The organism is Nocardioides sp. S5-5, assembly GCF_054954065.1.
This window is the reverse complement of the sequence record NZ_CP199913.1, coordinates 4,349,051-4,363,033: the sequence shown is the minus strand read 5'-3', so window position 1 is coordinate 4,363,033 and position 13,983 is coordinate 4,349,051. Positions and strand designations below refer to the sequence as shown.

Genomic DNA, 13,983 nt, shown 5'->3' with positions numbered 1-13,983 from the left:
ATTCTCCGCTCATGTCGGAGAGCGTTGAACCAGACGTCCGTCACCGCCGCCGTCGGATGACCGGCCGCGACCCCCACGAGAGCCACCGGGTCTCCAGCCCGCTGGAGCTGCTGTTCGACCTCACCTTCGCCGTCGCCTTCGGTACGGCGGCCAACGAGCTCGCGCACGCGATGGCCCACGACCACGTGGTCCCCGGGATCGTCGCCTTCTGCTTCGCCACCTTCGCCATCGCGTGGGCGTGGATCAACTTCAGCTGGTTCGCGTCGGCGTACGACACCGACGACTGGGTCTATCGCCTGACCACGATGCTGCAGATGGTCGGCGTGCTGGTGCTCGCCCTCGGCCTCAAGCCGATGTTCGAGTCCGTCACGAACCACGAGGAGACGCTCGACAACGACGTCATGGTCTGGGGCTACGTGCTGATGCGGGTCGCCATGGTCCTGCAGTGGTGGCGGGCCGGCTCCCACGACCGGACCCGGCGCGACGTCGTGCGCACCTACCTGGTCTCCATCCTGGTGGCCCAGGTCCTCTGGATCGTCTTCGCGCTGACCGATCTCCCGGTCGGGGCCACCTTCGCGCTGCTGGTCATCCCGTTCCTCATCGAGATCGGCGGCCCGGTGTACGCCGAGACCCGCCTCGCCGGCACTCCGTGGCACGCCCACCACATCGCCGAGCGCTACGGCCTGATGGTGATCATCGCGCTCGGCGAGGGGCTCATCGGCACCATGGCGTCCATCAACGCCCTCGCCGAGGAGGGGCTGACCTGGGAGATCGGGCTGCTCGCGCTGGCCGGCACCGCGCTGACCTTCGGCATCTGGTGGAGCTACTTCGTCGTACCGGCGGGCGAGATCCTGCACGCCCATCGGGAGCGCTCCTTCGGCTTCGGCTACGGCCACCTGCTGGTGTTCGGCAGCGTCGTCGCGGTCGGCGCCGGCCTCCACGGCGGCGCCACCTACCTCGAGCACGAGACCCACCTCGGCCTGCTCGGCACGGTGCTCGCCGTCGCGATCCCGGTGGCCGCCTACCTCGTGGTCTTCTACGCCGGCTACTCGTCACTGACCCGAACCTTCCACGGGCTGCATGTCGCGCTGCTGGTCATCACCGCCGTCGTGATCGCCGCCGCGCTGCTGATGGCGGCCGCGGACGTCGAGCTCGTCTGGTGCCTGCTCGTGCTCTCCCTCGCGCCGTGGGTGAGTGTGGTCGGGTACGAGCTCGCCGGCTTCCGTCACCATGCCGCGGTTCTCGACGAGCTGCGCGAATGACCCCCGTTCGGGGGACAAAACCGGCTAGGTTGGCTAACCATCCTCCGGTAGCCGGGACTTCCGACCTACCGTGAAGGTGGGGACGGGTACATCACCGCTGACGAGTGGCTCCCCGCGGGCGGCGGTGATGGGGCGTTTCAGTTCATCGAGTTGTCCGGCCGCAGGCCGATCAGGGTGGGTCGGTGAGCCCTGCCGCAGTGCGGCCGGGTCGCCGGCTCAGGGGGAGTCATGGAGTTTCAGTCCGAGGAAGAGCTGCTGGAGCAGGTCCGGCAGGGGGACGAGGCGGCGTTCGGCGTGCTGTTCGTCCGGCATCGTGGGTACGCGCTCGCCGTGGCGCGCCGCGTCGTCGGCCAGCGCGACGCGGAGGACGTGGTCGCGGAGGCGTTCGAGCGGATCTTCGCGATCCTCAAGGGCGGTCGGGGACCGACGACGACCTTCCGGCCGTACCTCAGCGTCACGGTCCACAACGTCGCCGTCAACCGGCTGCGCGGGCGCAGCCGGGAGGTGACCACGGAGCCGGGCGACCTGATCCCGCTGCTCGTCGCGGACGACACCTCCGGCAAGCACCTGACCAACCGGGTGGTGCGCGACGCCTTCACGACGCTGCCCGCCCGGTGGCAGCAGGTGCTCTGGCTGTGCGAGGTCGACCGGGTGCCCCACGACGAGGTCGGCGAGCTGCTCGGCATCAGGGCCAACGCGGTCGCGGCGCTGGCGCTGCGTGCCCGGCGAGGGCTCGCCGACGCCTACCTGGCGCAGTACGCCCAGGCCGCGGACTCGGCCGAGTGCAAGAAGATCGTCGGCTACCTGCCCGGCTACGTGAACGGCCACCTCACCCGGGCCCGCCGCGACACCGTCGATCGGCACCTGCGGACCTGCGGCACCTGCCCGGTCGCGATCCTCGAGCTCGGCGAGGCGCGTCGCGACGTCGGTGCGCTGCTCGCGCCCCTGGTGCTGTCGGTCGCCGCGAGCGGCGCGGCCGGTGCGGTCGGCGCGGTCGGCGCGGTCGGCGCGGGTGTGGCCGGCGGGATCGGCTCGCTCGTCAGCAGCTCGTTCGGCAAGGCGCTCACGGGTGTCGCCGCCACGACGGCGGTCGCCGGCGTGGTCACCGGCATCGCGCTGGTCGCGATCCGCACGCCCGCCCCGAACGACACGGCAGCACCGGTGACGCCGGCGCCCGCCCGGACCAGCGAGGCGATCGTCGCGGCCACGCCGGCCGCCCCGCACTCCGCCGAGGACCCGGCTCCGGACCCCGCCCCCGTCGTGGCCGCGACCCCTCCGGTGCCGCGCGAGGTCACCCCGACCCCCAGCGACCGCACCGCCGACGAGCTGAGGTACGACGACGCGAGCCCGTCTCCCACCTCGGCGCAGCCCCCGCGGGCCGAGGCTCCCGCGACCCCACCGAGCCCGACGCCCACGCCGTCGGACCCCGCCCCGTCGGACCCGACCTCGCCTGCTGAGACCCCGCCGCCGAACGACCCGCGCCTGGGTGTGCCGGCCCTGTCCCCGTCGTCCTCCGGGACCGCCTGGCGCCGGGTCACGATCCAGGTCAACGGCGACGGACGGACCGTCCAGGTCGCGCTCGGCGGTGTGGGCGCCACCGACTACTGCGTGAGCGTCGGGGGCGCGGACGGCACCTGCGCGTCGCGGACCCAGCACGCCCCCTGGGCCGACGTCGTCATGGCCGGATCCGGGATCACGCAGCTGACCGTCGACGTGAAGGCCGCGTGGGCGACGTACCTCACCTTCGCGATCACCAGCGTCGATGGCCGCGACGCCGACCTGACCAACAACAAGCGGTCGATCGCCGTACCGTCACCGGGACGGTCCGACCAGGCTTCCTAGCCTCGTGAAATCCCGAGGCTAGCGACCACTAGCGAGGCCACCGGGCCGACTCGTCCAGCCAGGCGCGGGCGGCCTCGGCCCGCACCCGCCGGGTGACGGCCTCGGCGAGCGTCGCCGCAGCGCACCCGCGCTCCAGCTCGGCGACGAGGAGCGCGTGGACCCGCAGCAGGGCATGGCGGCGCTGGTGTCGCAGGCTCGGGCTCAGCAGTGCGGCCGTGGTCCGGGGATGTGTCACGCCGAGGACATGGGCCAGCACGACATCGTCGAGGAGCTCGGGTGCCTGCGTCAGCCGCCTGAGCTGGAGCGCGGCGGGGTGGACGGCCAGCATCTGGGCGGTCGTCACGGCGCGGTGCGCCCAGCCGCGCGGATGGGCCGCGACGGTGATCTCGGGTTGCTGCGTCACGTCCCGTAGACAAAGCCGGAGCCGGGTCCTGACGCGATCGAGGTTTTTCCGCGGAGTCGCGTCATCGCCCGGGGGCGGAGGTGTCTTCCGGGCATGGACAACGTCACCACGAACCGTTGGTCGGACGAGCCGTCACCCGATCGGGTGAGCGGACCGCCGACCGGAGCCACGCTGCAGCTGCTGATCGACCACGTCATCAGCGAGAGCGTCGCCGACCTCGACCGTCCGCACGTGCTGGCCATCACCGAAGGGGGGCTGACCTACGTCTCCGGGCCGTACGCCGACGCCCAGGCGGCGCTCTGCGCGCTCGAGGACGATCGTCGGGCCAACGCCGATGTGGCCGCGGACCGCAGCTATCGCGTCACGCCGCTGCTGCCGCCCCACTGCCCCCACCTGGTGGGCCGGCCCGGTGGTGCGGACGAGTGAGGACAGCCGTCACCCGAAAGGGTGACATTCGGGCCGGGAGTCGGCGCCTTCGGTGTCGCGGCTCGTTTCGACTCTGCAAGATGCCCACACCGGCCAGGCGTCCGTCGGCGAGCGCACCCCGCTCGTCGTACCGCCGGCCGGATCTCGGGGGTAGGGCGGGCAGGGGCATGCAGACCCATGTCGGACAACCCGCTGGTCGCGCACCGCGCGCCGCTGAGACGAAGGGGACAGAACAGTGAGCAAGTCGAGTTGGAGCCATCGCGCGTGGCGGGCCTGGGCCGTGGGACTGGCCCTCGCCCTCGGCGTCGTGGTGGTGCCGTCGTGGACACCGTCGGCGTCCGCGGAGCCGGGAGACGGTGACACCGTCTGGATCGGCTCGATCGCGCAGGGGTTCTCGGGCACCCGTCTGCACAGCGTCTACGAGGACACGCCGGCCGACCCCGGCAATGCGGGCACGCCCGACTACTGGGCCTACTGCATCGAGCACGACGTCTCGGCGAAGACGAGCATCGGCGGGGCCATCGGCGACGCGTCGTCCTTCCTGGGCAGCAACCACTTCGACACCGACCCCACCGTGGCGGGCAAGGTCCTGTGGATCCTCGCGCACAGCTACCCCGCCGTGAGCCTGTCGGCGTTCGGCACCGCCGCAGGGGTGCCGGGCATCACGCAGAACGACGCGATCGAGGCCATCCAGTACGCCATCTGGCGCTACACCGACCTCGACTTCGACGCCAACTGGAACTGGGCGGGCTCCGACTCGCAGGCCAACGCGGAGGCCGCGTACTGGTACCTCATCGACAGCATCAACGCCGGCAACACCATGGCGCCCGGTGACATCTCGTCCGTCACCGCGACCGTCACCGCCCCGGCCGGTGCGCAGCAGGCCGGCACGCTGGTCGGCCCGTTCACCGTCCACACCAACCAGGCCTCGGTGAGCGTCTCGGTCGCCCCGGGCGTCGCCGTGACCGACGCCGCGGGCACTCCGGTCGACATCTCGGCCGTCGTCGACGGCCAGCAGATCTACCTCGACCTGCGCGGTACGTCGACCGCCGGCTCCGCCACGGTCACCGTGACCGCCGCGGGCGCGGGTGGCACCGGCAAGGTCATCTCGGTGCCGACCACCAACGGCGGCACGCCGACCTCCGGCAGCCACGCGCAGTCGCTCATCCTGGTCGCCGCCAGCACGGCCACGACCACCGACTCGGCCGCTGTCAGCTGGACTGTCGCCCCGACCCCGTCGATCGGCACCACGCTGACCGACCAGGCCGACGGTGACCACACGATCCCGGCTGGGGGCGGGATCGTCGTGGACACCGTCGCCTACCAGAACCTGGTCGCGGGGACCTCGTACACGGTGAGCGGTGAGCTGATGCGGAAGTCGGACGGCTCGGCGACCGGCATCACGGGCTCGACGACGTTCACACCGACGCAGGCCGATGGCACGGTGGAGGTGGAGTTCACGGTTCCGGCGGGCCATGCGGGCCAGTCGTTGGTGGCCTTCGAGACCCTGAAGGTGACGGGTCAGACGCCGGTGGTGGCCGCGCACGAGGACATCGACGACACCGCGCAGACCGTCTCGGTCGAGAAGGGTGCTCCGACGGTGACCACCCAGGCCTCGGTGGCCACGGCCCAGGTGGGTGCCGGCCTGCACGACGTCGTGACCATCACCGGCTTCGTCCCGGGCGGCACCGCCACGGGCACCGCCACCCTCTACGGTCCGCTCACCACGGTCGACAGCAGCGTCTGCACCCAGGCGAACGTGGCCGGCACGGTCACCTTCGCACCGCAGAACGGGACGATCTCGACCCCGACCGTCACGGTGACCCAGCCGGGGCTCTACACCTGGCAGGTCAGCCTCGGCGCCGATGACCGCAACACCGCGGCCACCCACGCGTGCGGCTTGGCGGCCGAGACCACCACGGTCGAGCAGCCGGGTACCGGCTCGGGGGGCCAGTCGACGGTGTCGCTGACCACGGAGACCTCGCACGACCAGGTTAAGCCCGGTGCTCGCGTGTCCGACCAGGTCACCATCACCGGATTCGTTCCCGGCTACGGGGCGACCGGCTCGGCCACGCTGTACGGCCCGTTCGCGTCCCGCGACAAGATCGCCTGCACCCCGGCGCACGCCGTCGGCACCGTGAGCTTCGCCCCGGGCAACGGCGTCGTCGTGACGCCGTCGGTCCAGGTACACCGGACCGGCTACTACACCTGGGTCGCCTCGACCACGGCCGACAGCCACAACACCGCCGCGTCGCACGCCTGCGGCCTGGTGTCGGAGACGACGCTGGTGCGCAAGCCGTCGTATGCGGCGCCGGTGGTCAGCACGGGCTACAGCTCGGCGGGGCGCGACGTCGCCGGTCGCCGTAGCGTCGACCGGATCCGGATCCCGTCGCTCGGCGTCAACGCTCCCACGTCGCTGGTCGGCATCAAGAAGGGCCACATGCGGGTGCCCGGCAATGTCGCCCGCACCGGCCGGCTCAGCCGGTCCGCCGCGGCCGGTGACCTGATCGGTACGACGGTCATCGCCGGCCATGTCTCCGACCGGCACGACCGGCCGGGCGCATTCTGGAAGCTCACCAAGCTCCGCAAGGGCAAGATCGTCACGGTCCGGCAGGGTGGCAGGAAGCTGCGCTACCGGGTCACCTCGATCGAGCGGTTCTCGCGCACGAGGCCGCTTCCCGACCGGTTCTTCTCGACCACGGGCGAGCACAGGCTGGTGCTGATCAGCTGCGCCGGCAAGACGACGACGTCGAACGGCGGGTTCCACTACCGCCAGAACGTCGTGGTCACCGCGGTCCCGTTGGACTGAGAAACGAGACTCCGTCGGCGGTGGTGGCGCTTCTCCGCCACCGCCGACGGGCACTCCATCTCGCCGGGGGAGTCAGGCCACGTCGACCAGGATCTCGGCCACCTCCTGGTCGCCCACCGACTGGACCCGAGCGCGTGCCGCCAGCGCCCCGGTCGCCGACCGTACGCCGGCCGAGAGGTGCGGGTGCGCGCCGACCAGGGTCATCCGGGCCCCCGCGGGGTCGGGGAACAGGGTGACGGTGAGGTCCGCGCCACTCGGGGTGCGTGCCACGGCCGCCAGCACGACATCGCCCAGGTCGGCCGCCACGTCGGCGGGAACGTCGGTGCCGCCGGAGCGCACCACCAGCCGGACGCCGTTGTGGTGGGCGTCGTTGAGCGCCCGGGCGAACCACTGGCCGACGTGGACCAGGTCCGGGTGGAGCAGGGTGAGCTGGCGCAGGTAGGCCTCCTCGACGGCGCACCTCTCGCGCAGCGCCGCGTTCCCGGGGTCGGCGGCGCTCCGGGCGGTCTCGAGCAGCTCCAGGGAGCGGTTCAGCCCGGCGTCGCGCCAGCGCGCCCGCGCGCGGTCGGCCGCCTCGCGCTCGGCGAGCCGGGTGCGGGCGGCCCAGGTGGCCTGCTGGTCGGCCGAGGCGCGGCTGCCGATGGCGGCGATCGTGTGTTGGAACCGGCTCCACGCGACCACCAGCCCGAGGGCGGCCGCGCCGGCCATCAGGGTGATCGTCTCGGCCTCGCCCGAGAACGGTCGCGTGGACCGACCGGTGTGGACGGCGACCGCGATCACCACGGCGCCGTACGCCGCTCCCGCCGCCAGCACCGCCGTCGAGCGTGTCCCGAGCTCGGCGATCACGATGAGCAGCCCGGTGGCGCCGATGGCCTGCCAGAGCACCGGGTCGTCGCGCCCGTAGTCCACAGCGGCGGCGGAGAGCACGAACGCGGTCGCCGCGGCGCCGGCGAGCGTCGCCACGCCCCACCAGGGGAGGGTGTCGCGGCGCCGGGTGGTCCGCCAGGCGAGAGCCGCGCCGAGCGCGGCGACGGTCGCCATCAGGTACTCCGGCGTCGCCTGCCCGGGATGGTTGGTGATCGCCAGGTAGAAGCCGACGGCGGACACCCCGGCGGCGTACAGCAGGCAGGCGTCGCGGCGCAGTCCACGGACGACGCCGGCGATGTCGTTCTCCCCGGTCGACCCGGTCGGCACGGTCGGCCCGGTCGGCAGGGCGGCGGTCGTCGGCACGGTGAGCGTGACCCGGGTGCCGGCGCCGGGCGCGGTGTCGACGTCGACCCCGAGGCCGGCCTCCCGGGCCCGCGAGAGGACCGAGGAGGCGAGCCCGCCGGACGGTGCGACCCGGCCGTCGAAGCCGACCCCGTCGTCGGCCACGGTGACCACGAGGCGGCCGTCGTGCTGCTCGGCTCGTACCTCGACCTCGTCGACGCCGGCGTGCTTGGCGGCGTTCTGCACCAGCTCGGTCGTGGCCCGGCGCAGTGCCCGGTGCCGGGCGGGGAGGAGGCCGCTCTCGATCCGGGCCAGCTCGTCGTCGGGGAGGCCGACGTGACGCACCCGGATCCGCGAGTCGTACGACGCCGCGCGCAGCCCGCCGTCGTCGGCAGCCGGCTCGGCGCCGTCGCGCAGCGCGGTGACCGTTGCGATGTCGCGGGCGCAGCGCTCGCGCACCGCGTCGGCGTCGCTCACGGCCGCTCCGCCGCTCGCCAGGGCGGCGAGGGTGTTGATGACCGTGTCGTGGAGTACCCGGGCGTCCTCGGCGGAGGCGCGACTGGCCGCCTCCTGGGCGGCGACGGCCGCGCGCTCCCGCAGGGCGGCGGCCGCCTCCGCGTCGGCGCGCCCGGCGAAGTCGTACAGGTAGGACTGGCCGATCCGGGTCGCCAGCACGATCGCCCACTGGGTGCCGAAGACGGCGATCGGCAGGGTGGCCGGCAGGTCGGGACGCAGCAGCACCATGGCGGTCGGCACCAGGACCGACGTGACGGCCGGCAGGGCGAGCGCGGTGCGGCCGTGGAGCACGAACGACGGGGTGGCGCCGTTGAGGTTCATCATCCAGCAGGCCGCGAACAGCAGGGGGTCGTTCATCGAGTCCGCCACGGACCAGTCGGCCACGAACAGCACGGCCACGCCGACGATCGGGAGCCAGGGGGGCAGCCGGCCGGCCTGGACCAGGAGGGTGGCGACGAGCACGGCGGCGTGGGCCGCGAGGAGCGGCAGCAGCGGGCCGAGGTCGCCGGGGGAGGCGAGGACCGCGCCGAGCATGACCAGCTGCCATCCGACCGTGGCGACCAGGAACACCCGCCGCATCGCGTCGGCCAGGGTGTGCGTCGCCCAGCCGTCCTCGGCCGGCACGAACGGCGCGGTACGACGCAGCAGGTCGAGGGCGATGCGGCCCACGTCCGCCGGTCCTCCGAACTTCGTCACGGGTCCACCCTTCCCTATCGACACCCCTGGGTTTGTGACCATCCGCGAACAACAGCGTCCCGGCCTGCCAGAATGGCTGCGTGGTAGCGGCTGAGGCGTCCGAGGTCTGGCAGGTCGCACTCGTCGAGGACCACCTGCTGCAACGGCGTCGTACCGAGGAGATCCTCGGCCGGGAGTCCGGACTGGTCGTGGTGGCGAGCTGCAGCACGCTGCCCGAGTTCCTGGCCTGGCTGCAGCGCGCCCCGGCCAGTGCTCGCCCCCAGCTGCTGGTGCTCGACCTCAGCGTCGACCGCGGCCCCAGTGTCGACCCGGACGTCGTCGCCCGGCTCGTCGACGCCGGCCTGCGGGTGCTGGTGCTCTCCGCCCTGGCCTCGCCCGCCCTGGTCCGCTCCGTGATCAAGGCCGGGGTCGCCGGCATCGTCGGCAAGCGCGACTCCGAGCAGGACGTCGTCGACGCGGTCTGGACCGTGCTGCGCCGCGGCGAGTGGATGACGCCCGACCTCGCCGCCGTGATCGCCTCCGACGCCGAGCGCCCCCAGCTCAGCGACCAGGAGGAGCGCGCCCTGGTGCTCTACGCCTCCGGGCTCACCCTCGGCGCCGTCGCCGAGGCCCTCGGGGTCAAGCAGGACACCGCCAAGACCTATATCGCGCGGGTCAAGTCGAAGTACGCCGCGGCGGGCCGGCCGGTCCGCTCGAAGATGGATCTGAGCCGGATCGCCATCGACGACGGCTACGTCGACGCCGGGTGAGCCGCCCGACGCCGACACGACCCCCGAACGGAGGACAAGGTCCGGGTTCGCGGGCGATCTGACACCACCCGGAGGCGCGGGTCCGGGACACTTCACGCGTGCTGCTCGGTGGTGACGTCGCGAGAGCCCGCGACCTCCTCCAGGCGGCGTACGACGCCGACGAGGGCGACGGGAGGAGGCAGGCCCACGTCGCCGCCCGGCTGGCTCTGGCCTGTGCCCTCGCCGGCGACCACCATGCGGCTGTGGAGACCGTCGTCGCCGCCGCGACCGCCGCACCCGACGCGGGCGAGGCCGCGACCATCGACGCGGTCCTGCTGACCCGCGCGATCCTCCTGCTCGACCGCGGCCGGCCGGTCGAGGCGAGCCTCCTCGTGGCCGGGCGGGCCGTGGCGTCGTACGACACCCTGGCGCCGATCGCGCTGTGGGTGCAGGTCCAGGTCCTGCTGTGCGTCGCCCGGCCCGAGGAAGGGCTGGACCTGCTGCGCCAGGCGCTGGCCGACGACACGGTGGAGGAGGGGGCGGCGATCGTGCGGGCGGTCCGGGCAGACCTCAACGTCGCGCTCGGCAACATCCGCGAGGCCTGGCTCGCGGTCGCCCCGGGCAGTGCGCGGAGCGCGTGGTCGGCCGTCGCGGAGGCGACGGTGCTCTATGCCTCGGGCGAGTTCGAGGCGATGCGGTACGTCGCGCGCGTCGCGCGCGTCGGTCACCAGCTCAGTGCGCGCGAGGCGGTGCGGCTGCGCGCGCTCGAGGCCGCGTCCTGCCTCGCCGCCGGAGACGACGACGGTGCCGTCCGGCTGCTCGACGCCGTCCTCGGCGACGGTCGGCCCGCGGGCTGGGACGCGGTCCTGACCGCTCTGCCGCGCCCGCTCGTCGCCTTCGCGCGCGGCAGGGACCTGCTGCCCGCCGACGTCGCGGAGCCGGGCTGTTGGATCCCCGGGCCGGTGCTCACCGCGCCGCTGTCGCCGCGCGAGCGCGCCGTCTTGCGCGTGCTTCTCGAAGGGGAGGACCGGTCGGGCATCGCCGAGCGCCTGGGCGTCTCGCTCAACACCGTCAAGACCCAGCTCCGTGGGCTGTACGCCAAGCTCGGCGTCACCAGCCGCGCGGGGGTGCTGCGGAAGGTCGAGTCGATGCCGGCCGGCTGGACCTACGGCGTACCCGACCACCTCGAGGTGTGAGCGCCGGGCACACGCTCAGCCGGCGTGGGTCGGGCCGAGACAGACCGCGACCAGCTCGCCCTCGGCCTCGCCGCTGAACACAGCCCAGCCGCGGTCGAAGCTGACCAGCTCGGTGGTGCCCTCGGGCGTGCGGACGATGGCCTTGCTCGGGATGACGTCACGGTCGAAGCCGGTGACCGAGCACCGGTTGTGCTGCATCATCGCGTCCAGCGGCCCCGAGGACATGTCGAGCCGACGCGTGGGATCGGCCGGCGCCGGCCTGGCGACCGAGCTCATGGCGCCGAAGCCGACCAGCAGGGTGAGTGCCGCCACCGTGGTCGCCGTACGCGCGGCGTGGACGGTGACTCGCAACCAGGACAGAGACGTGCCGGCAGCACTCATGACGCCCCCCTTGTCCACTTCCTGATCGCCCCGTCGCCGGGCCCTGTCGCACTGCTCAGCACAACGACGAGGAGCCGGTCGGGTCACGACCGCGTGACGTGGCCGACACCGCGCACGGCAGGATGGGGCCATGACCTGGTTCGACGCCCCGGCCGACGCGGCCGCCCGGCTCGCGACGGCGGGCTACCTCGCGGACGCCGCCACGGCGACCACCACCTACCTCGCCGGCGCGCTCGAGAAGCCGCTGCTGCTCGAGGGACCGGCCGGCGTCGGCAAGACCGAGCTGGCCAAGGCGGTCTCCCGCGCCACCGGCGCCGAGCTGGTCCGGCTGCAGTGCTACGAGGGCCTCGACGAGGCGCGGGCGCTGTACGAGTGGAACTACAAGAAGCAGCTGCTGTACATCCAGGCCGTCAACACCCAGCCACAGCGTGGCGACTTGCCCGCTGACCAAGATGACCACCAGACCGGGCCGGCTACGTGGCTGGACCACAGCATCTTCTCCGAGGAGTTCCTGCTCACCCGGCCGCTGCTGACCGCGATCCGGCGCGAGGAGCCGACCGTGCTGCTCGTCGACGAGGTCGACAAGACCGACATCGAGGTCGAGGGCCTGCTGCTGGAGGTGCTCAGCGACTTCCAGGTCACCATCCCCGAGCTGGGGACGGTGGCGGCGACCCGCCGGCCCTTCGTCGTACTCACCTCGAACGCGAGCCGGGAGCTGTCGGAGGCGGTCAAGCGCCGCTGCCTGTACCTCCACATCGACTACCCCGACGCGGTGCGTGAGCGGCAGATCCTGCAGCAGCAGGTGCCGGGCCTCGACGACCGGATCGCCGAGCAGCTGGTCACCACCGTCGGGCGGCTGCGGGAGCTGGAGCTGAAGAAGGCCCCGTCGATAGCAGAGTCCGTCGACTGGGCCCGCACCCTGATCGCGCTGGAGATCCGCGACCTCGACGCCACGGCGATCGCCGACACCCTCGGCGCCGTGCTCAAGCACCAGTCCGACCACGAGCGCGCGGTCAAGGAGCTCAAGCTGGCCCGGGCTTGAGGCCGCGATGACCGAGTATGCCGAGCAGTCCGGGCTCCTCGACCGCCACCTGGCGTTCGTCGAGGCGCTGCGCGGTGCCGGGCTGTCGGTCTCGCTGGCCGAGGACATCGACTCCCTGGCCGCGCTGGGCGCACTGTGCTGGAACGACGGGGGCTGGGGCGACCGGTCGTTGGTGCGCGACGCGCTCGCCGCCACGATGGTGAAGAAGCAGGCGCAGCGGACCACCTTCGACGCGCTCTTCGACGTCTACTTCCCCGCCATGGTCGGCAACGGCGTCGCGGGCGACGGTGACGAGGCCGGCGGCGCGGCCGGCGACGGGCAGGTCCGCGACAACGCCACCGCCCTCCTCGACTTCCGCGACCGCCTCGCCGAGGCGCTGGAGGCGGCTCAGCTCGACGAGGCGGAGCTGCGCCGGATGGCTGCCGAGATGGTCGGCGTCTTCGGGGCGATGCCCGGCCGGGGGCCCGGCCTGTCGTCGTGGTCGGCGTACACCGCCCTGCAGCGGGTGGCCCCCCAGGAGCTGGTCGACAAGCTGGTCGCCGCTCTGTTGGGCCAGGGCGCCGACGAGGAGGACGCCCGGCGTCGGGCCCACCGCCGGATCGGGTCGTTCACCGCGATGGTCGAGGACGACGCCCGGCGCCGGATCGCCGAGGAGAAGGGTCCCGACCACGTCGCCGACGTCGCGGTCCGGCCCAGCATCGACAAGCTCGCCTTCATGGCCGCCCGGCGCACCGACCTCGAGGAGATGCGCAAGGAGATCTTCCCGCTGGCCCGCCGGCTCGCGACCCGGCTCGCGAAGGAGCAGCACTCCCGCCACGCGCGCACGGCGCCGCTCGACTTCCGTCGTACCGTCCGCGCCTCGATCGCCACCGGCGGCGTCCCGATCACCACCCACCACCGGCCCAAGCGGCCGCACCGCACCGACCTCGTCGTGCTCTGTGACGTCAGCGGCTCGGTGGCCAACTTCGCCCAGTTCACGCTGCTGTTCGTCTTCGCGCTGCGCGAGGTCTTCCAGAGCATGCGGGCCTTCACCTTCATCGACCACGTCCACGAGGTCACCGGTCACCTCCGGCCCGGCGCCGACCCGGTCGACGTGCTCGCCGACCTGGCCGCCGCCACGTCCCACGCCGCGCTGTGGGGCCGCACCAACTACGGCCGGGCGTTCACGAAGTTCGAGGAGGCCCACCTCGACGCCCTCACCCCGAAGACCACCCTGCTCATCCTCGGCGACGCCCGCTCCAACTACAGCGACCTCCACGAGGACGCGTTGCGGCGCCTCGCCGGCTCGGTGAAGCGGACCTTCTGGCTCAACCCCGAGCACGAGCGCAACTGGGGCACCGGCGACTCCGCCGCGCCGTCGTACGGCGAGATCGTGCGGATGATCGAGTGTCGCAACCTGACCCAGCTCAGCGAGTTCGTCCACGACCTCGCGTGGTGAGGGTGCCGGAATCGCCGCTTCGGCGGCGATTCCGG

Annotated in this window: 11 protein-coding genes; 8 read left to right on the top strand and 3 right to left on the bottom strand. The window is 72.9% G+C overall.

Annotated elements, in window-relative coordinates; genetic code table 11:
* Positions 1–11: 11 nt before the first annotated feature.
* Positions 12–1,262 carry a low temperature requirement protein A gene (locus ACUP6Y_RS21155; protein WP_462552904.1) on the top strand — a complete coding sequence of 417 codons (1,251 nt, stop codon included), beginning with the start codon at positions 12–14 and terminating at the stop codon, positions 1,260–1,262.
* Positions 1,263–1,490: 228 nt separating this feature from the next.
* Positions 1,491–3,104, top strand: a complete 1,614-nt coding sequence (locus ACUP6Y_RS21150) for a sigma-70 family RNA polymerase sigma factor (RefSeq protein ID WP_462552903.1) — start codon at positions 1,491–1,493, stop codon at positions 3,102–3,104.
* A 28-nt stretch (positions 3,105–3,132) separates the two neighbouring features.
* Here the strand turns inward: ACUP6Y_RS21150 and ACUP6Y_RS21145 are convergent, their stop codons facing one another.
* A complete protein-coding gene (locus tag ACUP6Y_RS21145) occupies positions 3,133–3,507 on the bottom strand; it encodes a hypothetical protein (protein ID WP_462552902.1) in 375 nt (124 codons plus the stop codon).
* Positions 3,508–3,651: 144 nt separating this feature from the next.
* On the opposite strand from ACUP6Y_RS21145, the gene ACUP6Y_RS21140 reads away from it, so the two are divergent.
* Together ACUP6Y_RS21140 and ACUP6Y_RS21135 are read left to right on the top strand one after the other, a co-directional pair.
* Positions 3,652–3,933 carry a hypothetical protein gene (locus tag ACUP6Y_RS21140; protein ID WP_462552901.1) on the top strand — a complete coding sequence of 94 codons (282 nt, stop codon included), beginning with the start codon at positions 3,652–3,654 and terminating at the stop codon, positions 3,931–3,933.
* Between the two features lie 235 nt (positions 3,934–4,168).
* On the top strand, positions 4,169–6,742 hold the full coding sequence (locus tag ACUP6Y_RS21135) for a VaFE repeat-containing surface-anchored protein (RefSeq protein ID WP_462552900.1): 2,574 nt from the start codon (positions 4,169–4,171) through the stop codon (positions 6,740–6,742).
* A 72-nt stretch (positions 6,743–6,814) separates the two neighbouring features.
* Here the strand turns inward: ACUP6Y_RS21135 and ACUP6Y_RS21130 are convergent, their stop codons facing one another.
* Positions 6,815–9,163: a sensor histidine kinase gene (locus ACUP6Y_RS21130; protein WP_462552899.1), complete on the bottom strand. Its 2,349-nt coding sequence runs from the start codon at positions 9,161–9,163 to the stop codon at positions 6,815–6,817.
* Between the two features lie 80 nt (positions 9,164–9,243).
* Between ACUP6Y_RS21130 and ACUP6Y_RS21125 the strand changes: the two genes are divergently transcribed.
* Both ACUP6Y_RS21125 and ACUP6Y_RS21120 read left to right on the top strand, forming a co-directional pair.
* Positions 9,244–9,912, top strand: coding sequence for a response regulator (locus ACUP6Y_RS21125; RefSeq protein ID WP_462552898.1), 669 nt, complete (start codon positions 9,244–9,246; stop codon positions 9,910–9,912).
* 98 nt (positions 9,913–10,010) lie between these two features.
* Entirely contained in the window at positions 10,011–11,087 is a 1,077-nt protein-coding gene (locus ACUP6Y_RS21120; protein ID WP_462552897.1) for a helix-turn-helix transcriptional regulator, read from the top strand.
* 15 nt (positions 11,088–11,102) lie between these two features.
* On the opposite strand, the gene ACUP6Y_RS21115 is transcribed toward ACUP6Y_RS21120, so the two are convergent.
* Positions 11,103–11,468: a hypothetical protein gene (locus tag ACUP6Y_RS21115; protein WP_462552896.1), complete on the bottom strand. Its 366-nt coding sequence runs from the start codon at positions 11,466–11,468 to the stop codon at positions 11,103–11,105.
* Between the two features lie 130 nt (positions 11,469–11,598).
* Here ACUP6Y_RS21115 and ACUP6Y_RS21110 point away from each other — a divergent pair, with 130 nt between their 5' ends.
* Positions 11,599–12,510: an AAA family ATPase gene (locus ACUP6Y_RS21110; RefSeq protein WP_462552895.1), complete on the top strand. Its 912-nt coding sequence runs from the start codon at positions 11,599–11,601 to the stop codon at positions 12,508–12,510.
* A 7-nt stretch (positions 12,511–12,517) separates the two neighbouring features.
* Positions 12,518–13,948, top strand: coding sequence for a vWA domain-containing protein (locus ACUP6Y_RS21105; protein ID WP_462552894.1), 1,431 nt, complete (start codon positions 12,518–12,520; stop codon positions 13,946–13,948).
* Positions 13,949–13,983 lie beyond the last annotated feature (35 nt).